At 38.1% G+C, this 19,801-nt stretch carries 19 protein-coding genes; 12 read left to right on the top strand and 7 right to left on the bottom strand.

Going from position 1 to position 19,801, the window contains the following annotated elements; all coding sequences use genetic code 11:
- Window positions 1-27 precede the first annotated feature (27 nt).
- Together ML462_RS13165 and ML462_RS13160 are read right to left on the bottom strand one after the other, a co-directional pair.
- The gene (locus ML462_RS13165) at window positions 28-1,086 is read right to left on the bottom strand and encodes an RluA family pseudouridine synthase (protein WP_240714291.1); all 1,059 of its coding nucleotides are present in this window, start codon (window positions 1,084-1,086) and stop codon (window positions 28-30) included.
- Complete coding sequence (locus ML462_RS13160; RefSeq protein WP_240714290.1) at window positions 1,076-1,702, bottom strand: PASTA domain-containing protein; 627 nt, start codon at window positions 1,700-1,702, stop codon at window positions 1,076-1,078. Before ML462_RS13160 ends, ML462_RS13165 begins: the two co-directional genes overlap by 11 nt.
- 101 nt (window positions 1,703-1,803) lie before the next feature.
- Between ML462_RS13160 and ML462_RS13155 the strand changes: the two genes are divergently transcribed.
- Together ML462_RS13155 and coaD are read left to right on the top strand one after the other, a co-directional pair.
- Entirely contained in the window at window positions 1,804-2,784 is a 981-nt protein-coding gene (locus ML462_RS13155) for a D-alanine--D-alanine ligase (protein WP_240714289.1), read from the top strand.
- A gap of 47 nt (window positions 2,785-2,831) precedes the next feature.
- On the top strand, window positions 2,832-3,287 hold the full coding sequence (gene coaD / locus ML462_RS13150) for a pantetheine-phosphate adenylyltransferase (RefSeq protein ID WP_240714288.1): 456 nt from the start codon (window positions 2,832-2,834) through the stop codon (window positions 3,285-3,287).
- Window positions 3,288-3,498: 211 nt separating this feature from the next.
- On the opposite strand, the gene ML462_RS13145 is transcribed toward coaD, so the two are convergent.
- Both ML462_RS13145 and ML462_RS13140 read right to left on the bottom strand, forming a co-directional pair.
- Window positions 3,499-5,823, bottom strand: coding sequence for a TonB-dependent receptor (locus tag ML462_RS13145; protein WP_240714287.1), 2,325 nt, complete (start codon window positions 5,821-5,823; stop codon window positions 3,499-3,501).
- Window positions 5,795-7,069 carry a PQQ-dependent sugar dehydrogenase gene (locus tag ML462_RS13140; RefSeq protein ID WP_240714286.1) on the bottom strand — a complete coding sequence of 425 codons (1,275 nt, stop codon included), beginning with the start codon at window positions 7,067-7,069 and terminating at the stop codon, window positions 5,795-5,797. The genes ML462_RS13145 and ML462_RS13140 overlap by 29 nt, the downstream gene beginning before the upstream one ends.
- Before the next feature lie 229 nt (window positions 7,070-7,298).
- Here ML462_RS13140 and ML462_RS13135 point away from each other — a divergent pair, with 229 nt between their 5' ends.
- Window positions 7,299-9,050: a M14 family metallopeptidase gene (locus ML462_RS13135; RefSeq protein WP_240714285.1), complete on the top strand. Its 1,752-nt coding sequence runs from the start codon at window positions 7,299-7,301 to the stop codon at window positions 9,048-9,050.
- Here the strand turns inward: ML462_RS13135 and ML462_RS13130 are convergent.
- The gene (locus tag ML462_RS13130; RefSeq protein ID WP_240714284.1) at window positions 9,018-9,641 is read right to left on the bottom strand and encodes an NUDIX domain-containing protein; all 624 of its coding nucleotides are present in this window, start codon (window positions 9,639-9,641) and stop codon (window positions 9,018-9,020) included. The genes ML462_RS13135 and ML462_RS13130 overlap by 33 nt on opposite strands.
- Window positions 9,642-9,649: 8 nt before the next feature.
- Here ML462_RS13130 and pyrE point away from each other — a divergent pair, with 8 nt between their 5' ends.
- The gene (gene pyrE / locus ML462_RS13125; protein ID WP_240714283.1) at window positions 9,650-10,291 is read left to right on the top strand and encodes an orotate phosphoribosyltransferase; all 642 of its coding nucleotides are present in this window, start codon (window positions 9,650-9,652) and stop codon (window positions 10,289-10,291) included.
- A 1-nt stretch (window position 10,292) separates the two neighbouring features.
- Complete coding sequence (locus ML462_RS13120) at window positions 10,293-10,685, top strand: SRPBCC family protein (RefSeq protein ID WP_240714282.1); 393 nt, start codon at window positions 10,293-10,295, stop codon at window positions 10,683-10,685.
- Window positions 10,686-10,733: 48 nt separating this feature from the next.
- Here ML462_RS13120 and ML462_RS13115 read toward each other — a convergent pair whose 3' ends face one another.
- A complete protein-coding gene (locus ML462_RS13115) occupies window positions 10,734-11,465 on the bottom strand; it encodes a biotin--[acetyl-CoA-carboxylase] ligase (protein ID WP_240714281.1) in 732 nt (243 codons plus the stop codon).
- Between the two features lie 92 nt (window positions 11,466-11,557).
- Between ML462_RS13115 and rsfS the strand changes: the two genes are divergently transcribed.
- From rsfS to ML462_RS13085, 6 genes are all read left to right on the top strand, one after another.
- Window positions 11,558-11,929 (top strand): ribosome silencing factor, encoded by a 372-nt coding sequence (gene rsfS / locus ML462_RS13110; RefSeq protein ID WP_156273893.1) that lies wholly within the window; start codon window positions 11,558-11,560, stop codon window positions 11,927-11,929.
- 24 nt (window positions 11,930-11,953) lie between these two features.
- Window positions 11,954-14,014, top strand: a complete 2,061-nt coding sequence (gene ftsH, locus ML462_RS13105; RefSeq protein ID WP_240714280.1) for an ATP-dependent zinc metalloprotease FtsH — start codon at window positions 11,954-11,956, stop codon at window positions 14,012-14,014.
- A gap of 97 nt (window positions 14,015-14,111) precedes the next feature.
- The gene (locus tag ML462_RS13100) at window positions 14,112-14,723 is read left to right on the top strand and encodes an LUD domain-containing protein (protein ID WP_240714279.1); all 612 of its coding nucleotides are present in this window, start codon (window positions 14,112-14,114) and stop codon (window positions 14,721-14,723) included.
- A gap of 3 nt (window positions 14,724-14,726) precedes the next feature.
- The gene (locus tag ML462_RS13095; protein WP_240714278.1) at window positions 14,727-15,530 is read left to right on the top strand and encodes a phosphatidate cytidylyltransferase; all 804 of its coding nucleotides are present in this window, start codon (window positions 14,727-14,729) and stop codon (window positions 15,528-15,530) included.
- The gene (locus tag ML462_RS13090) at window positions 15,520-16,176 is read left to right on the top strand and encodes a phosphatidylserine decarboxylase family protein (RefSeq protein ID WP_240714277.1); all 657 of its coding nucleotides are present in this window, start codon (window positions 15,520-15,522) and stop codon (window positions 16,174-16,176) included. Before ML462_RS13095 ends, ML462_RS13090 begins: the two co-directional genes overlap by 11 nt.
- Before the next feature lie 4 nt (window positions 16,177-16,180).
- The gene (locus tag ML462_RS13085) at window positions 16,181-16,456 is read left to right on the top strand and encodes an acyl-CoA-binding protein (protein ID WP_240714276.1); all 276 of its coding nucleotides are present in this window, start codon (window positions 16,181-16,183) and stop codon (window positions 16,454-16,456) included.
- A 68-nt stretch (window positions 16,457-16,524) separates the two neighbouring features.
- Here ML462_RS13085 and ML462_RS13080 read toward each other — a convergent pair whose 3' ends face one another.
- Entirely contained in the window at window positions 16,525-19,155 is a 2,631-nt protein-coding gene (locus ML462_RS13080) for a valine--tRNA ligase (protein ID WP_240714275.1), read from the bottom strand.
- A 134-nt stretch (window positions 19,156-19,289) separates the two neighbouring features.
- Between ML462_RS13080 and ML462_RS13075 the strand changes: the two genes are divergently transcribed.
- Window positions 19,290-19,688 (top strand): DUF1573 domain-containing protein, encoded by a 399-nt coding sequence (locus ML462_RS13075; RefSeq protein ID WP_240714327.1) that lies wholly within the window; start codon window positions 19,290-19,292, stop codon window positions 19,686-19,688.
- The last annotated feature ends 113 nt before the right edge of the window (window positions 19,689-19,801 follow it).

The following is a 19,801-nucleotide window of genomic DNA, read 5'->3' as shown; positions in this document are numbered from 1 at the left end:
CTTATGAATCTATAGATGCCTTTTATCCTAAAGCTCTTCCAACTGATTTTTAGCGTATCCGCGCCACTTCTCAATGCAGTTCACCATGTCTTCCGGGATATCAGAATTAAAGCTCATCCATTCGCCACTCACCGGGTGTTCAAAACCTAAAGTTTTGGCATGAAGTGCCTGTCTGGGAAGTATCTTAAAGCAATTATCCACAAACTGCTTATACTTAGTAAATGTTGTGCCCTTGAGTATCCTGTCACCACCATAACGCTCATCGTTAAAAAGAGTGTGGCCAATATGTTTCATATGCACACGTATCTGGTGTGTTCTTCCGGTTTCCAGTTTACAGGAGACCAATGTCACGTAACCGAGACGTTCTATAACTTTGAAGTGCGTAACCGCAGGTTTACCATTATCGGCATCATCGCCTATGTAAACTATATTCTGAAGTCGGTTTTTAGGGTTTCGACCAATATTCCCTTCAATAGTGCCTTCATCTTCCTCCATATTTCCCCAAACGATCGCAACATATTCTCGCTCGCTGGTTTTATCGAAAAACTGTTTGGACAGATGCGCCATAGCCTCTTCGGTCTTGGCAATAACAAGAAGTCCGCTGGTATCTTTATCTATCCTGTGTACTAGGCCAGGACGATCGCTGCTATTGTTTGGTAGATTGTCGAAATGATGAACTAAGGCATTGATAAGAGTTCCACTGTAGTTTCCGTGGCCAGGATGCACTACCATTCCGGCAGGTTTGTTTACTACCAGCAGTGTGTCGTCTTCAAAAACTATATCCAATGGAATATCTTCGGGAACCAGCAAATATTCATATGGAGGATGCTCAAACATCACCTGCACGGTATCACCACCCTTTACTTTGTAATTCTGCTTTACGGTTTCTCCATTAACGTAAATATTTCCGCTTTTGGCAGCCTTCTGAATTTTATTTCGAGTAGCATTCTCTATAAAATTCATCAAATATTTATCAACTCGAAGTGGTTTCTGGCCAACCTCAGCGATGAATTTATGATGTTCATAAAGACTTTCGTCCTCTTCTTCATCTTCAATTTCCTCTCTCAGGTCTTTATTAGAATTCATCTATTTCGCTTTCTTCTGTTTCGGGTTCTGTATCTAGAGTATCCAAATCATTTCCTCGATATCTTCCACTTCCATCCCCCAGCACAAGATCTATAACTGAAGTTTTCATAAGCTCATCTCCGGGCTCTACAAGTTTGCCTTTATGTCTAAGCTCAAGAACAGCATCTTCAGCAATGTCTGGCTTATAAGACACCTCTCCAATTTCAAATCCTAAAGATCTTAAGGTTGGCTCCACCTGTCTTCTCGTCTTTCGAATAAGATTATTCGGAACCTGTATCTTTCTGTATCCTGAAGGATTCAGCGTCAAATAAATTTTTCGGTCTTCCTTAACCAGTTTTCCGGGAGCAGGAACCTGGTCTATCACCGAATACCTTGGAAAATCAGGATTAAAATTAGCAGAATCCAAGATTTCATAATCAAGATTCAACTCTTCCAATCTGCCTTCAACATTATCCAGATTCATTTTTGCCAAATCTGGAACCTCGATCCTCTGATCCTGGTTGGTAGAATAATCAAGCCATTGCATCGTTAAAAATGATATGATAACCAATACAATACCTGCCAGCACCAGTTGAATTAAAAAGGTCTTGCTGAATATAAATCGAAATAATCCCATAGTTTATAAATAATGGGCAAAGATATAAAACCCATTGGTTTTGGTGACTGCCCTTTTAAGTGATATTTTTGTTTAACGACATCTAACCGGATATATTGAATATGAAGAAAAAAATTGCCATTGCCATGGGCGGGTATTCCAGCGAATACCGCATTTCCATTAACAGCGGAAATATCGTATATAAACACCTTGACCGTGATCGCTATGAACCATACCGTGTTCATATTTTAAAAGGTGAATGGTTTGTAGTGGCAGAAGATGATACTCCCTACCCTATTAACAAGAGCAATTTTACAGTCAAATTCAATGATAAAGTAATTAAATTCGATTGTGTTTTCAATACTATTCACGGTACTCCCGGCGAAAATGGACTTTTGCAGGCTTACCTGGAATTAATTGGTATTCCGCAGACCAGCTGCGATTATTATCAATCTGCCTTAACCTTTAATAAGCGAGACCTAATTAGTGTTTTACAGCCTTATGGCGTGAAAGCTGCAACAAATTATTTCCTGAATAAAGAAGATGAAATTGATACCACTGAAATTGTGAATAAAGTGGGATTGCCTTGCTTTGTAAAAGCAAACCGGGCAGGAAGCAGTTTTGGAGTAACCAAAGTGAAGACTGAAGATGAAATTATCGATGCCGTGAAGACAGCCTTTACAGAAGATAACGAGGCCATTATTGAATCTTTCCTTGATGGAACTGAAGTTTCAGTGGGTGTGATCACCTATAAAGGAGAAGTGATGGCATTGCCGGTTACTGAAATTATTCCTGATGGAGAATTCTTCGATTATGAAGCCAAATATCTCGGGAAATCACAGGAGATCACTCCGGCAAGAATTTCTGAAGAAGACACTAAAACAGTTCAGGATATCGCGATAATGATCTATAAAAAATTAAAGATGAAAGGTTTTACGCGATCTGAATTCATCTTTCACGATGGGGAGCCGCATTTTATCGAGATGAACACAACCCCGGGAATTAGTCAGGCCAGTATTTTACCTCAACAGGCGGAAAAAGCCGGAATCAGCTTAAAAGATCTATTCGGAAGTGCTATTGAAGCTGCCCTTCACCAGAAGTAATAATTTCTAAGTATCTTTTACATTCATAAACGACCAAAAACCGCCTGATGAAAAAAGCAGTTTTTCCCGGATCATTCGATCCGCTTACTTTAGGACATACCGATATTATTGACCGGGCTTTGCCATTATTTGACGAGATCATCCTCGCCATTGGCACCAATTCCAGTAAAAAATATATGTTCAGCCTGGAGGAGCGGGTACATTTTCTCAAAGAAACTTACAAAAATGAACCAAAAATAACTGTTGAAACCTACAAAGGACTTACGGTAGATTATTGCAAATCTAAAGATGCAGGTTTTATTCTTCGCGGATTAAGAAACGGGCAGGATCTTGAGTTTGAAAAGGCCATTGGACAGACCAATTATAAGATGTCTGGTATTGAAAGTATCTTCCTCCTCTCAAGTTCCGGAAAATCCCATATTTCTTCAACCGTTGTTCGAGATGTGATGCGTCACGGAGGAGATTATGAATTTATGGTTCCAGATGTTGTCAGGAAAAAGTAGGCTTTCAATCTCATTCTGCAATGAATTTAAAAAATTGCTTTGCCCTAAATTTTTAATTTTCATTAATTTATAATTGACATTTTGTTTACAGAAATAGACCCTGAAATCGAAGATTCAACGAAGTTAAATAAATTCAGGGTAACGATATTGTCGTAGTCATGCTGAACTTGATTCAGCATCTCTCAAGATTTTGCATTTCAATGGGAATGAACTATAAATTGAGATCAAAAGATATTCCACCGAAGAAATTTCTTGGATTTCCCGGATAATAATAACGTGGAGCTGAACCTCCAAAACCTACTGCGTTAGTTACAATACTTGCAGCATAGGCTTCATCAAAAATATTATTGATCCCGAAATTGAACCTAACCCCTATTCTCCTACCAAGCTCCCAATCATAATTCAATTTTAGATTCAATAATTGATAAGGATCTGTATATCCAGAATTCCCATCATTCAGTGCCATTCTTCCAAAGGCCTGGAAATTAAGATTAGCTGAAAAATCATTCACAGAAAGTTCTGTTCCCGGTGAAACCATATATTCGGGCACTCCGGGAATGGTATTTCCTGAATAATTCTCTCCGAGATCAACAAAACGATCAAATGTAAAAAAGTTGAAATTAGAATTCAGAAAGAATTTGAGGTTGACATCAGAATTTAATTTTGCCTGGAAAGTTGAAGTAAATTCGATCCCGTTGTGATCTGCTTTTCCCGCATTCACCCCTACGTATTGATCTTGTCCTATCCTTCTGGCTACAAGTAAATTCCTTATCTGGATGGAATACAGATTTAGCTCGGTATACAGCCGGTTATTCAACCAGTTCCCTTTAAAACCAATTTCATAATTCCAACCGGTTTCAGTTTTAAGATCGGTATTAATTAAACCTTCCGGGGTTAAAGTTTCAGCTACGGTAGGTGTGGAAAAACCGTGGCTAGCCGAAACATAAAAGTTCTTGTCTTCAAATGCCTCGTAACTTAAACCAATCCTGGGTGAAAATATAGGATCGAAGCTGTATTCTCCAGACTGATTCAATTCTTCCTCGTTAAATTTATCTTCCAAATCGTAAGCTGTAGAATTAAAGTTAAGCCCGGCTTCGAATGATAACTTAGAGCTAAGCTCCATATTCATTTGAGCAAATAAGTTAATGTATTTTCGTTTTTGCTCATTTAAGCTTAATCGACCACCCTGAACACTCTGCCTTTCTAAAGCATTTTCATAGAGATTTTCGAAAGTTCCGGTTTCATAAAATTCATACATAGTTTCCGCTCCAATGCTAAATTCCGAAACTCTACTAAAAACAGTAGACTGATAATTGAATTTAGTGCGAATACCAACTGAATTGCTTTCTTCATCCAGGATATTAAAAGGTCTCGGCTCGTAACCATCCCTCGAGTTGTAAAAAACCGAGGTTTGATTTATAAATTTTCTGGAAAAATTATGCTCGTATGAAACACCTATTATGTTTTTATCGTAAGACTCATATCCGGCGGCCTCGTACCAGGTAAATGCCGCTTTTTCAGGATCATTCCTAAAATCTTCTTCATTTAATGAACTTGGAATATAGGCTTTGAGATTGGTATAGTTATAAAAGAAATTCCATCGGTTTCCAGAATTATTAATGAGACTTCCAGAACCCAGAAATGAAATACGATCATACTCTCCATTCTGTCTGAATCCGTCGCTATGCAACTGATTATAGTTAAGGGAAATATCTAAACTGTCTTTTGAATAAGTAATATTTGCCATGGTCTTACGAGTATTAAAACTTCCGTAAGAAAATTCAGCATTTACCGATCTTTGATCTGATCGATTTTGTTTTGTGTAGAAATTAATAGCTCCACCCAGGCCGGCACCAAAACTGGAAGAAACCGGTCCTTTAAAAATTTCGACCCTATCCAGGTAATCTGAATCAAAATCATCTAAAGTCAATTCGCCCTCAGCAGTGGTTAAAGGGATACCATTTATATAAGCTTTTATTCGGTTAGTGGAATATTGTGACCTGGCCCCAATTCCACGAATATTGATCTTATTAGTATTCAAAGCGCCCTGACTCACAAAAACTCCAGGCACATAATTGAAATTCTGAACAAGATTAAAATTATCTGTGCGTTTAAGATCATTTTCGGAAATTAAGCTTACCGAGGCAGGTGTTTTTCTCAGCTCATTCGGAATATTTGAACTGCGTAACAAAACCTCTGAAAGTTGATCAATTTCCTTTTTCAGAAAAACTTTTACCGAGTCCTGCTCACTATTAAATTCAATTATTGAATCTGAATAACCCCGAAGAGAGAATTGAAATTTAGCCGGGAAATCAACCTTTTCAAATTTAAAAGTCCCCAATTCATTAGTGATCTGAGTTTCTCCTGATTTTATATTACGAACGGTTACATTTTCCAGGGAATTACCAGAATCTATATCGGTAACACTTCCGCTAATAACCTGAGATTTAGCAATCCCATTAAAAGTTAAAAGCAGAAGTAAGCAAATTTTTATCTTCAAATTGATCTTATTCAGCAGAGATTCTCCAGATGACATTACCATCATCATCATTTACTAGCAGGGAACCGTCAGAAAGGGTGGTCACTCCTACCGGCCTACCATAAACCTGACTGGCGTCATCATCGGCAATAAATCCAGTAAGGAAATCTTCAGGTTCCTGCGGATCACCATTTTCATCGAAAGGTATAAATAATACTTTATAGCCTGCAAATTCAGCCCGGTTCCACGAGCCATGCTGACCTACAAAAGCGCCGTTATGATATTTTTCCGGGAAAGATTTATGCGTATAAAACTTTAATCCTAAGGAAGCTGTATGAGCACCAACTGCAACATCCGGAACTATTGCCTTTTCAGCCATTTCGTTGTGTGGGTCTGAAGCCCATCTTGGATCTTTGATATCCCCAAAATAAGAATAAGGCCACCCATACCATCCGCCTTCTTTTACACTGGTTACATAATCTGGTACAAGGTTGTTTCCAATCTTATCGCGTTCATTCACGGCGGTCCATAATTCGCCAGTAACTGGATTCCAGTCTATTCCTACAGGATTTCTAAGCCCTGCGGCATAGATCTTTTCCCCGGTTCCGTCAGGATTTATTTCAATAATATTGGCTCTTCTTTCTTCTTTTTCCATTCCATGTTCTCCAACATTGCTTGAACTTCCTACTGTAATATAGATTTTCTCTTCATTTGGCCCAGCTAAAATATTCCTGGTCCAGTGATGATTGTATCCACCAGCAGGTAAGTCTATAACTTTTTCAGGTTTTCCTTCAATTGTATTTTGACCTTCTTTATATGGAAATCTTATTAAGGCATCCACATTAGCAACATAGAAATAATCACCTAGTATAAGCATACCAAATGGCTGATTAAGATTTTTCAGAAAAGAAAACTTTTCGTCTGGTACTCCATCCTGATCTTTATCTCTAAACATGGTTATCTTATTGGCGCTTTTTTTAGCGTCATCAGATTCTACCACGAAAATATCATTATTAGGGGCCACATAGGTCCACCGTGGATGATCAAGTCCATCTGCAAATACAGATACTTTAAATCCAGCAGGTGCTTTGGGCATTTCACCCTCTAGCCAGGCCACAATCTTACTTTCTTTTCTAACAGATTCTGAAGCAAATGGGGCGGGTAGTTCAATTTTCCCTAATGCTGTTTCGGCATAATCTGGTCCTCCTTGTGCAAGTTCATTTTTCTTTTCTTCACTCAAGTTTTCATTGGCCTGCCCGTAGACAATCCCAGAAAACAGAAGCATCGCTATAGTCCTTTTCATTTGGCATTTTTTATAAAAATAGCGGTAAAAAGGGATAAGAAAAAAGATATAAATAAGATTAGATATACTTTAACAGAAAGGTTCATTGCACAGAAACAGCCGGTTTTTTAGCTACTCTCTGAGTTTTTAATTAAGTTTACCGCTATATTTTTTAGGAAAAATTATGAAATGAGCCTTTCGTTTAAATTGGCGAATTGCATCTGACAAAAAACATAATAAACAGAACCAGATGAAAAAATTATGGTTGGTATTGGGGATAATGATCAGCCTTACATCCTGTGATTTCTCAAAATACAGACTTATTAAAGATTATGATTTCGAAACTAGATTCGAAAAATCTGGAGGTACCGAAACTAGCACTTACGCAGAGGTCATAAAATTCTATGAAAATCTTGCTGATGCCTATCCAAGTATAACTCTTCAGGAATTTGGAGAAACAGACAGCGGTCTACCTCTACATCTGGCTATTTACAATAGTTCTGGAGAACAGGACCTGGAAAAATTACGAAAATCTCATAGTTTCATGCTCATCAACAACGGTATACATCCCGGAGAAAGTGATGGGATAGACGCGACGATGATGCTTTTCAGGGACATGGCGGGAGATTCCATAAGTTCTCCCAAAAATACAATTATCGCCACGATTCCGATTTATAATGTTGGTGGAGCATTAAACAGGAATTCGACCAGCAGAACCAATCAAAATGGACCCAAAGAATACGGTTTTCGTGGAAACGCTAGAAATTATGACCTGAATAGAGATTTTATCAAGGCAGATACAAAGAATGCCCAGACTTTTTACGAAATATTCCATTACTTGAATCCAGACGTATTCATAGATAATCACGTAAGCAATGGTGCAGATTATCAATATACCCTAACCCACTTATTTACTCAGCATGATAAATTGGGCGGCAATCTTGGAAGTTACCTGAACAAGAAAATGATGCCAGCCCTGGAAGACTCTTTAAAAGCAAAAGATTGGGACATCACTCCATATGTAAATGTATTTAATGAAGTTCCTGAGAAAGGATTTACTCAATTCATGGATTCACCCAGATACTCAACGGGATACACCACTCTTTGGAATACCCTGGGTATGATGGTTGAAACCCATATGCTGAAACCATACGATAAAAGAGTGCGCGGAACCTACGAGTTGATGAGATCTATGATCAAGATAACCGATGCCGAAAGCACTGTTATCAAAGATCTCAGAAATCAGGCACGCCGCAAATATCTAACAGATCGTAGCTACAATTTGAAATTCGAGGTAGATAAGGAAAATCCGTCGAAACGAAACTTTAAAGGATTCGAGGCAGCGAATACGAACAGCGAGGTAACGGGACAGAAGAGATTGAAATACGACCGCGAGAAAACCTTCACTAAGGAAATAGATTATTATGACAATTTTGCAGTTACCAAGGAAATTGATATTCCAAGAGCTTATATAGTTCCTCAAGGATGGTGGCAGGTTATTGATCGCCTGAAGATGAACAACATAAAAATGGAGGCTTTAGAACGGGACACGATCATAAACGTAGAAGTTTATAAAATAGATGATTTTGAAACTTCAGAAACTGCCTTCGAAGGTCATTACCTGCATAAGGAAACAACTGTTACTAAAACGTCTGAGGAAGTGAGATTCAGAAAAGGAGATTATCTAATCACTACTTTCCAGGATGGAGCAAGGTATTTGATTGAAACTTTAGAACCAGAGGCGACAGATTCTTTCTTCAACTGGAATTTCTTCGATACAGTGTTACAACAAAAAGAAGGCTTTTCACCTTATGTTTTCGAGGATATCGCCAAAGACATGCTGGATAGCAATGAAGCTCTTCGCAATGAGTTTGAAAAGAAAAAGAGAAATGATTCTGAATTCAGAAATAACTGGTATGCACAGTTGGACTGGCTACAAAAAAGATCTGAGAATTATGAAGAGGCGCACTTACGCTACCCTATCTTCAGACTTCCTCGCTAAATATTTCTCCGGAAACAACATTTTTATATTGGCGTAGGATTTTTGAAGGGCTTTACGGCTTTTTTCAAAATCCTTCCATTTAGCCTTTTTGATCCCTTCGCTCAGCTCTGGGATAAGTTCGCCATCATATTCGGTATACATTTCGAACCAGTGGGTCTCTTTCAACCTAAGTTTACCTTTTCGCTTAAAAACATGATAAGTTCGGGTAATGAATTTAGTGATTTGTAAGCCTTCTACTCCCGTTTCCTCTTCTACCTCTCTTATCGCTGCATCCTGAATACTTTCCTTTTTCTCAGTCTTACCCTTAGGTAGATCCCAACGACGGTTCCTGTAAATAAAAAGAATTTCTTTTTTCTGATTAACCACCATTCCACCTGCTGCCTTAACAACCTTCATTTTTTTCAAAAGAAGTTTTAAAAGCTTGGTTTCATCCGGGTGATAAAGGTTCACGTATAATAACTTCCCCTTCATGATTTTTCTAACAACTTTTTTTAGACGAACAGTCTTTAAAGGGAAAGATGTATATTTTTCCCCAATTTCTTTCTGTGTTGAAACGATTATGGGAATATCATTCACAAAAACTTTATACATTTGCAGCTATGATTTTGAATAAAGAAACAGCAAAAAAGACTGCTGAGCTTTTGTTGCAAATTAAGGCAATAAAATTAGAACCGCAACAACCCTTTACCTGGGCAAGCGGATGGAAGTCTCCAATATACTGTGATAACAGGATTATCCTTTCCTATCCGGTGATTAGAAACTATGTTCGGGAGAACTTTGCCAAACAGATCGAAGAAAAGTATGGAAAACCCGACGTGATTGCAGCAGTAGCCACTGGAGCAATTGGAATTGGTATGCTGGTAGCAGAATATCTAAGTCTGCCATTTGCCTATGTTAGGCCTGAACCAAAAGGACACGGAAGGCAGAACCAGATAGAAGGTAATCTTGAAGAAGGCCAGACCGTTGTGGTGATTGAAGATCTTATAAGTACAGGCAACAGTAGTTTGAATGCTGTTAAGGCTTTAAAAGAGGCAGGTGCAAATGTAAAAGGCATGTTTGCCATCTTCACTTATGGATTCGATACAGCTGTAGAGAACTTTAAAAATCAGGAAATAGAGCTTCATACGCTAAGCGATTACGAAAATCTCATCGAAACCGCTCAAAAGACTAATTATATTAACATTAAAGAAGCAGGAGTACTCCGTAAATGGAGAGAAGACCCTGCCAACTGGAAATCATAAAATGAAATTAGAAAGCCCAAAAGTAACTGCCGGCAAAAGCCAGCAGGATATGTTCAACTTTTTGACCGACGTTGAGAATTACGAACAGATCATGCCAGAAAGTAAGGAAAAGTTTGAAGTAACCGCAGATGACACTTTCCTTTTCCAATTGAAAGGCATGCCGGAAATAAAATTAAAAATAGTAGAAACCTTAGAACCTGAATTGGTGGTTCTCGGATCTACTTCAGATAAATTCCCCTTTCAACTAAGAACTCACATTGCCCCTGCCGGAGCTGAACAGAGTGAAGTGAACATGGATTTTGAAGGAAATTTCAATCCTATGATGAGCATGATGATCAAAGGCCCTTTAAAGAAATTCATCACCGCTCTAACCGAGAATATCGGGAAGCTGTAAAAAATTTTCAATTTGTACTAGAGGCCGGAATTTTCCGGCTTTTTTTATTTAATACAACAACCTGATCTCTTTAAGGTCATAGGTTTTAAAAACCCCATCTTCTATTTCAAGGTTCAGTTTTCCTTCGGTAGTGACTCCACGTATAATTCCATTGAATTTCTCATCATCTGGAGTGGAAAATGACGAAACCTGGTTTAGCCGGAACATCCTGCTAACATATTCCTCCAGAACGGAATTATTTTTTAAAAATGGCAACTCCTTCAGTTTTTCTTCTACTGCCAATGCCACTTTATAAAGTATCTCATCAAGATCATAATTTTTTCCAGTGATATTTTTTAGCGATGAGGCCTGAGGCAAATCTTTGAAATCAACCTGATTTATATTCAGTCCAATTCCAATCACACTCGCCACAATCCCTTCGGTTTTCACAATGTTTTCAATTAAAATACCGCCTAACTTTAGTTTTGCTGACAGAATGTCGTTAGGCCATTTCACTTTAAGATCTGGAATATTCAATCCTTCTAATGCCTCCAAAACCGCTAAAGAAACCGAGGCACTTAGCAGGAAATGTTTTGAAATATTAAGTTTTTGCTGAGGATAGAGAATACTGAATGTAAGGTTCTTCCCTGCTTTTGAAAACCAATTCGCCCCTCTTTGCCCCCTCCCGGCAGTTTGAGTAATGGCTCTTACACAAACAGGTTCAAAACCCTTATTACCCTCGTAAAATTTACGAACAAAGGTATTAGTGGAATCAATGGCATCAACTTTGATTATACGCATATAAAAGTATAAGAGATAAGGCGTTAAATCTTCTGCAAACAATCTCTTTAAAAGAGCAAAAAATGATAAATTTGCGTAAATAAATTAATTTAATGTCAGAAAAGGAAAAAAACAGCGATCAACTTATTGCACATATTATAAAAGGGATAGAGGAAGTTAAGGGTAATGATATTGATATCCTGGACTTAAGAGAGATCGAAAACACCGTTTGTGATTATTTCATTATTTGTAACGGTACTTCCAACACACAGGTTAACGCCATAGTCAATTCCATACAAAAAACAGTTAGTAAAAACCTGAAAGACAAACCCTGGCATATTGAAGGAAGCGAGAATGCCGAGTGGGTGCTTATGGATTACGTAAATGTAGTTGTTCACGTATTTCAGAAGCATATTAGGGAATTTTACGATATTGAAAGCCTATGGGGAGATGCTAAGATCACATCCATAGAAACAAGTTATTAAATCCAAATCATTTAGAACGACATAATGGCGAATCAAAAACCGAAGAAAAAATTAGATCCCAAAAAACCTAAATTTAGTGCTTACTGGATTTATGCGGCGATCATTATCATATTTTTAGGCCTGAATTTGTTTGGTGACGGGGGATTCTCTGAACCTGCAAAAACAAATCCGGCTGAATTCAAGGATTACCTTAGAAATGGTGATATAGAAAAGGTAGAGATCATTAACCGTAACCAGGCAAGGGTTTATCTTACCAAAGAGGCTAAGGAAAAAGAGATCCACAAAAAAAATATTGATCCTGATTTCTTCCCTACTGGTGAGTCACCAACTTATACATTCCAATTCGGGGACCTTCAGAATTTTGAGAACGATATAAACGAGATCAAAAAGGAGAACAACCTGAATACAGTTGTCACCTTTGACACCTCCAGCGATGTCCTTGGAGAGTTATTCTGGGCTTTACTTCCATTTATCCTAATTATTGGTGTATGGATCTTTATTATGAGAAAAATGAGTTCCGGAGCCGGTGGTGGCGCAGGAGGCCAGATCTTCAATATTGGTAAATCCAAGGCAAAACTTTTTGATCAGAATACTGATGTAAAAACATCTTTTAAAGATGTTGCTGGCCTCGAAGGTGCGAAAGAGGAAGTTCAGGAGATCGTTGATTTCCTTAAACAACCTGAAAAATATACCGCTCTTGGTGGTAAAATCCCGAAAGGAGCATTACTTGTAGGACCTCCGGGAACTGGGAAAACTTTATTAGCAAAAGCCGTCGCAGGTGAAGCCAAAGTACCATTCTTCTCTTTATCTGGTTCAGATTTCGTAGAGATGTTTGTTGGGGTTGGAGCTTCCCGGGTTCGTGACCTATTCAAACAGGCTAAAGAAAAATCTCCTTCGATCATTTTTATTGATGAGATCGATGCCATTGGTAGAGCAAGAGGAAAAAGTAATTTCTCTGGTTCCAACGATGAGCGGGAGAATACGCTGAACCAGCTTCTAACTGAAATGGACGGTTTTGGAACCAATACCAATGTAATTGTTATTGCTGCCACCAACAGAGCTGATGTTCTGGATAAAGCATTAATGCGTGCCGGTCGATTTGACAGGCAGATCTATGTAGACCTTCCAGACCTAAGAGAAAGAAGAGAAATCTTTGAGGTACATCTGAAACCGTTGAAGAAGATCTCTGACGAACTGGATATCGAATTCCTTGCCAAGCAAACGCCTGGATTCTCTGGTGCAGATATCGCCAACGTTTGTAATGAAGCTGCGCTTATCGCTGCCAGAAAAGGCAATAAAGCCGTTGGTAAACAGGACTTCCTTGATGCAGTTGATAGAATCGTAGGAGGTCTTGAGAAGAAAAATAAAATCATTACTCCGGAAGAGAAAAAGGCGATCGCTTTTCACGAAGCAGGGCATGCTACTACTAGTTGGATGCTAGAACACGCTGCTCCACTAGTTAAGGTGACCATTGTTCCAAGGGGACAATCATTAGGTGCTGCCTGGTATCTCCCAGAAGAGAGATTGATTGTTAGACCAGAACAAATGCTTGACGAGATGTGCGCCGCCTTAGGTGGCCGTGCTGCTGAAAAAGTGATATTCAATAAGATTTCCACAGGCGCCTTAAGCGACCTTGAAAAAGTCACTAAACAGGCAAGAGCCATGGTAACTATCTATGGACTTAACGAAGCTGTTGGAAACCTTACCTATTACGATTCTTCAGGCCAGAGCGAATATAATTTCACAAAGCCTTACAGTGAGAAAACTTCCGAACTTATAGACAAAGAAATTTCTAATCTAATCGAGGCTCAATACCAGCGAGCGGTAGACCTTTTAGAACATAATAAGGATAAACTTACCCAGTTGGCAGAGATACTTTTAGATAAGGAGGTAATCTTTAAAGATGACCTAGAAAAGATCTTTGGGAAACGGCCTTTCGATAAAGAGAAAGAAGAAGGCAAACCACTTTCTGAAAAGAACACTCTCCCTGAGGATACTTCTAAAAGCCCTAAATCAGAGGCTTCAGAAGGGAAAGATACAGATGAAGAAGGAGAATTAACCGAAAACGATTCGGTTAATAAGTAGTGTAGAAGTTAAAGTAAAAAATCTGAAATTCAACAATAGTTATTTTCAGATTTTTTAACTTTGATAAAATGACTGTAGGAATCATACCCAAAACTCTATGAATCTATTCAAAAGGTTTCTTAATCCCAAGTCGAAATCAGACCAGGATCAGGATATCCCTGAGAATGCTGACAGAGGGAAGTATATGCCGGAGGTGAAATTACCTACCGATGAGCGTTTTATGCTCAATTTCAAAAACAACGGCGGCAAGTTCTTATATTGTGTTGATGATTCAGAAATCCAGGAAGCATTCGACAATATTCTGATGGAGAATGACTGGTATGAAAGGCAATGCTGCTGCTTCGACGAAAATCTAAAGAGCAAATTTCAAGGTTTTAACCTGGATTTCAATAAATCAGCTAATGCCGAATTCTTTTTATCCACGTGTGAATTCCTGGTTGCCAATGACGGCTCAATATTAATCTCATCTAACCAGATCAAGGAAAGAAAACTGCATGATCTTCCTGCAAATTTTATAATAATTTCCTCTACAAGTCAGCTTATAGACACCATTGGCGAAGGATTGAGAGGAATAAAATTCAAAAACAAACAGCAAATCCCTTCTAATATTACAACCATTAAGAATTTTGAAACGCAAAAAGAAGGTGATTTTATGAGCTACGGAAGTAGTACAAAAAACCTATATTTGCTGCTTCTGGAAGATCTTTAATATATGAAGGAAACCATAATTCGTGCTGTTTCAGGATTGCTGTATATATCCATTTTGGTTGCATCAATTCTATCATCCGAGGTTATATTCATAATACTCTTTTATCTGTTAAGTCTGGTTTGTTTAATTGAGATGCAGAAGTTGCTTCGCTTAAAAAGCTATGCGCTCTATATTCTGCAAGCAGTACTTTTTTATTTATTCAGTTTTTTAAAATTCAACCAGGACGCCACTATCCTACTATTACTCATAACGATCTTCGTTAATCTTTTCCTGGTAAAGGATCTGATAGTGATCAAGAAAATACCTGTATTTGAGAAGAAGAAGTATATAATCATCATCTTTTATCTTATTTCCTCAACTATATTTCTCACCCTTATCCCAACAATAGAAGGGGTTTTTATTCCGAAGCTGGTAATAGGAATATTCTTCCTTATTTGGACTAACGATACATTTGCCTATCTTATAGGGAAGAATTTTGGAAAACGTAAACTTTATGAAAAGATCTCCCCAAATAAAACGATTGAAGGATTTCTTGGCGGACTGATCTTTAGCGTTTTAATGAGCTACGCCATTTGGTATTACACAGATTTCCTTACAATGTGGACCTGGCTTGGAATGGCTATAATTCTAAGCATATTTGGAACCCTGGGAGATCTAATTCAATCAAAATTCAAAAGACAGGCTGGAGTAAAGGACAGTGGTAAATTGATGCCGGGACACGGTGGATTGTTTGACAGACTTGATAGTATTATCTTTGCAAGCCCTTTTATCTATGCCTATTTATATATTTTAAACTATGTTTCATAAGGAAGGATACAAAATAATGACCCTCACTGCGATCATACTGATCGCAATAAATATCATTTCATACAGTTTTATTGATACATACTGGATAAAATTTGCCATTCTGGTAGTATCTATATTATTCTTTCTTCTGATAATTCAATTTTTCAGAAATCCGACGAGAACTACAAATCATAATAATGAGCATATTATCGCTCCTGTAGATGGAAAAGTAGTGGCGATTGAAGAAGTTGAGGAAAAAGAATATTTTAAAGATAAAAGACTACAGATCTCTATTTTCATGTCACCAATAAACGTGCATGTCACCAGACATCCTGTAGGCGGAAAAGTAACTTACAGCAAATATCACCCAGGAAAGTTTCTTGTTGCATGGCACCCAAAGTCAAGTGAAGAGAACGAAAGAACAACTGTGGTGGTAAAAAATGAAGTTGCAGGTGAGATTTTGTATCGCCAAATTGCTGGTGCTCTTGCAAAAAGAATCGTAAATTATGCTGAAGAAGGCTCTGAAGTAGTTCAGGGAAGTGACAGCGGTTTTATTAAATTTGGTAGTCGTGTGGATGTGTTTGTTCCAATTGGAACAAAAGTGAATGTGGAAATTAATCAAAAAGTAAAAGGAGGCGTTAGTGTTATCGCTGATGTAACTTCTTAAAGTTATGATGGCACCTGAAAATTCAAAATTTCTAAAGGCATATGACATGGCGAGTAGCACTACGCAGCAATTTCCGCCAGACGTGCTTTTACATTTCTATGCCCTCTATAAGCGGGCTACAGAGCAAAATGGTTTCTACATCCCCCCTACCAATAAAGGAGACCTTAGGAGTGCTTTTAAGATAAACGCCCTTGTACAGGTGAAAAGCCTAAGCAAGGACGAAGCTAAGAAAAGATATATTGAAATGGTTGAAGAGCATATTGGCAAAATACCTGAGTGATTCTACCTAAAAAAATAAAAAAGAGGACTCGAAAAGTCCTCTTTTTTATTTATAAAGCTTATAATTTTTTAACCTAAACTCTTTAGACTGGCCTTAAGCGCTTCAATTTTTGCTTCGGCATCAGCTTTTTTAGTCTTTTCAATCGCTACTACCTTTTCGGGCGCATTGTTCACGAATCTTTCGTTTGAAAGCTTTTTATCTACAGATTTTAAAAAACCTTCAGTATAATCCAGCTCCTCCTGAATTTTTTTCTTTTCGGCCTCAACATCAATAGCTCCAACAATTGGGATAAAATATTCATTAGACCTTACCCTAAATGAAAGAGCTCCATCAACAGAACCATTCACATATTCCATTTTACCAATATTCCCCATTTTCGCAATCACAGAATCAAAGGTCTTGGAAGTATCCTCGTTATTTAGAATGCTAAGATCTATTTCATTTTTAAAGGAAATATTCTTTTCCTTTCTAATTTTTCTAACCCCTGCAATAACCTCTGCAGCATGGGAAAATTCCTTTATAATTTTCTGGTCAAAATCAGTTTGTTCCGGCCATTTTGCTATAATCAGGGCTTCTTCTGATGTACGAGTGGTAATTTCCTGCCAGATCTCCTCTGTTACAAAAGGCATGAACGGATGGAGAATTTTAAGATTATATTCCAGAATAGAAATTACTTCACTGTAAGTTTTACTATCCATCGGCTCTCCATACGCCGGTTTTACCATTTCCAGGAACCAGCTACAGTAATCGTCCCAAACCAGTTTATAAGTTGCCATTAAAGCATCACTTATCCTGTATTTTGAATAATGGTCCTCTATTTCTTTTAGAGTCTTCTGGAACTTCGACTTATACCAGTCTATAGCCATTCTGGCAGTTTCTGGCTGTTCGATATCTTCAGAAACTTCCCAACCTTTCACAAGCCTAAAAGCATTCCATATCTTATTAGTGAAGGCGCTACCCTGCTTACAAAGATCTTCATCGAACATCAGGTCGTTACCAGCGGGTGAACTTAACAACATTCCAACCCTAACTCCATCTGCACCATATTGCCCAATAAGTTCAAGCGGATCTGGTGAGTTTCCTAGGGATTTAGACATTTTTCGTCTTTGCTTATCCCGAACGATCCCGGTTAAATAAACATTTTTGAAAGGCCTTTCACCTCTATATTCATATCCAGCCATGATCATCCTGGCTACCCAGAAGAATAGGATTTCCGGTGCAGTTACGAGGTCATTCGTAGGATAGTAATATTTTATTTCTTCATTTTCAGGCTCAAGAATACCGTTGAAAACGCTCATTGGCCATAACCAGGAAGAGAACCAGGTATCCAGAACATCCTTATCCTGAACTAGATCTTTTATTTCCAGCTCTGCATTTCCGGAAGCTTCTCGAGCTTTCTCCAGAGCTTCATCTACAGACTCTGCAACTACAAAATCGCTCTTACCGTTACCATAAAAAAAAGCCGGAATCTGATGCCCCCACCAAAGCTGACGAGAAATATTCCAATCTCTCACGTTTTCCATCCAGTGACGGTAGGTATTCAGAAATTTTTCTGGCACCAGGTTTATATCATCTCCAATAACCGCTTTGAGAGCAGGCTCGGCCATTTCTTTCATTTTCAGGAACCACTGGTCACTTAACTTAGGTTCAATTACCGCTCCTGTACGCTCACTGGTTCCAACCTTATTAACGTAATCTTCAACTTTGGAAAGGAATCCTTTTAATTCCAGTTCCTCAACTATTTCGGCCCTAACTACAAATCGATCCTTCCCTTCATAATGCAATCCATATTGATTTAAAGTTGCATCATCATTAAAAATATCGATCACATCCAGCTTGTGCTTATCACCAAGATTTTTATCATTTTCATCATGGGCAGGTGTAACCTTAAGACAACCCGTTCCAAATTCCATATCTACATATTCATCTTCGATAATAGGGATGGTTCTGTTACAAATTGGGACAATGGCCTTCTTCCCTTTTAGGTGTTCAAACCGTTCATCATTAGGATTAATACATATGGCCGTATCTCCCAGTATGGTTTCAGGCCTTGTGGTAGCAATAGTGAGTACTTCGTCACTACCATCTATCTTATAATTTAAATAGAACAGCTTTCCGTTTCTTTCCTCATAATTTACCTCCTCATCAGATAAGGTTGTCTTCGCCTGGGGATCCCAATTTACCATACGGTAACCTCGATACACAAGCCCTTTATTATATAGATCCACAAAAACTTTTATCACAGATTCAGACATATCGTCATCCATGGTGAATTTTGTCCTTTCCCAATCGCAGGAGGCTCCCAGATTCTTTAATTGCTGAAGGATTATACCACCATGTTTATGAGTCCAGTCCCAGGCATGTTGTAGAAATTCCTCACGCCCAATTTTGTTTTTATCAATACCTTCTGCTTTCAGCTTTGCCACTACTTTTGCTTCGGTTGCTATAGAGGCATGGTCTGTACCAGGAACCCAGCAGGCGTTATAACCTTTAAGACGGGCACGTCTAACCAAAACATCCTGAATGGTATTATTCAACATATGCCCCATGTGTAAAACACCGGTCACGTTAGGTGGCGGAATTACGATGGTATATGGCTCCCTTTCATCTACTTCAGAATGAAAATAGTTGTTTTTCATCCAGTAGTCATACCACTTTTCCTCTACTTTTTTCGCATTATATTGTGAAGCAATTGCCATTTCTTGGTCTAGTTTTTGAAATAATGGCAAAAGTAATTATTAATAGAGGATTATGAAAGCTGCTGAAATGATATAAATTTTGAGAATTGAAATATTTCAACTTATCTTTATAATTCCGCTAAATTTAAAAAATGATGAAAAAACTAATTGCAATCGCTATATTTCTTGTTGCAGGAGTTACTGCAGCCCAGGCACAGAAGACCGCTAAAATGGAATTCAAGTCTGAAACCATAGACTATGGCGAAATAAAAAAAGGTAGTGATGGAGTTCGTGTATTTGAATTCACAAATACTGGCGATGCTCCATTGGTAATTGAAGACGTGAAATCCAGTTGTGGATGTACCGTCCCTAAAAAACCTGAAGAACCAATTCTACCTGGTAAAACAGGGCAGATCGAAGTAAAGTACGATACCAAAAGAGTTGGACCTATCAGAAAAACGGTTACGGTTTATTCCAATGCTGAGCAATCGATTAAAGCCCTTAAAATTAAAGGGACGGTGATTGACAGTAACAGTGCTGAAGACGATAGTTAAACTCTGAACAATTTTAAATATTGAAAGCCTTCCTAAATGGAAGGCTTTTTTATGAACCTATATTAAAACCTCCATACTCTCAACAGAAAAAAGTTCCTTATTATTAACATCCA

It is taken from the genome of Christiangramia lutea, from assembly GCF_022489035.1.
GTDB lineage: Bacteria > Bacteroidota > Bacteroidia > Flavobacteriales > Flavobacteriaceae > Christiangramia > Christiangramia lutea.
This window is presented reverse-complemented; position numbering and strand designations above follow the sequence as displayed.

Coding starts and splice junctions, on each gene's coding strand:
- ML462_RS13165 (WP_240714291.1), bottom strand. CDS start 1,086: ATGAATTCTAATAAAGACCTGAGAGAGGAAATTGAAGATGAAGAAGAG.
- ML462_RS13115 (WP_240714281.1), bottom strand. CDS start 11,465: ATGCGTATAATCAAAGTTGATGCCATTGATTCCACTAATACCTTTGTT.
- rsfS (WP_156273893.1), top strand. CDS start 11,558: ATGTCAGAAAAGGAAAAAAACAGCGATCAACTTATTGCACATATTATA.
- ML462_RS13155 (WP_240714289.1), top strand. CDS start 1,804: ATGAAGAAAAAAATTGCCATTGCCATGGGCGGGTATTCCAGCGAATAC.
- coaD (WP_240714288.1), top strand. CDS start 2,832: ATGAAAAAAGCAGTTTTTCCCGGATCATTCGATCCGCTTACTTTAGGA.
- ML462_RS13090 (WP_240714277.1), top strand. CDS start 15,520: ATGTTTCATAAGGAAGGATACAAAATAATGACCCTCACTGCGATCATA.
- pyrE (WP_240714283.1), top strand. CDS start 9,650: ATGATTTTGAATAAAGAAACAGCAAAAAAGACTGCTGAGCTTTTGTTG.
- ML462_RS13100 (WP_240714279.1), top strand. CDS start 14,112: ATGAATCTATTCAAAAGGTTTCTTAATCCCAAGTCGAAATCAGACCAG.
- ML462_RS13140 (WP_240714286.1), bottom strand. CDS start 7,069: ATGAAAAGGACTATAGCGATGCTTCTGTTTTCTGGGATTGTCTACGGG.
- ML462_RS13160 (WP_240714290.1), bottom strand. CDS start 1,702: ATGGGATTATTTCGATTTATATTCAGCAAGACCTTTTTAATTCAACTG.
- ML462_RS13075 (WP_240714327.1), top strand. CDS start 19,290: ATGAAAAAACTAATTGCAATCGCTATATTTCTTGTTGCAGGAGTTACT.
- ftsH (WP_240714280.1), top strand. CDS start 11,954: ATGGCGAATCAAAAACCGAAGAAAAAATTAGATCCCAAAAAACCTAAA.
- ML462_RS13120 (WP_240714282.1), top strand. CDS start 10,293: ATGAAATTAGAAAGCCCAAAAGTAACTGCCGGCAAAAGCCAGCAGGAT.
- ML462_RS13145 (WP_240714287.1), bottom strand. CDS start 5,823: ATGTCATCTGGAGAATCTCTGCTGAATAAGATCAATTTGAAGATAAAA.
- ML462_RS13095 (WP_240714278.1), top strand. CDS start 14,727: ATGAAGGAAACCATAATTCGTGCTGTTTCAGGATTGCTGTATATATCC.
- ML462_RS13135 (WP_240714285.1), top strand. CDS start 7,299: ATGAAAAAATTATGGTTGGTATTGGGGATAATGATCAGCCTTACATCC.
- ML462_RS13080 (WP_240714275.1), bottom strand. CDS start 19,155: ATGGCAATTGCTTCACAATATAATGCGAAAAAAGTAGAGGAAAAGTGG.
- ML462_RS13085 (WP_240714276.1), top strand. CDS start 16,181: ATGATGGCACCTGAAAATTCAAAATTTCTAAAGGCATATGACATGGCG.
- ML462_RS13130 (WP_240714284.1), bottom strand. CDS start 9,641: ATGTATAAAGTTTTTGTGAATGATATTCCCATAATCGTTTCAACACAG.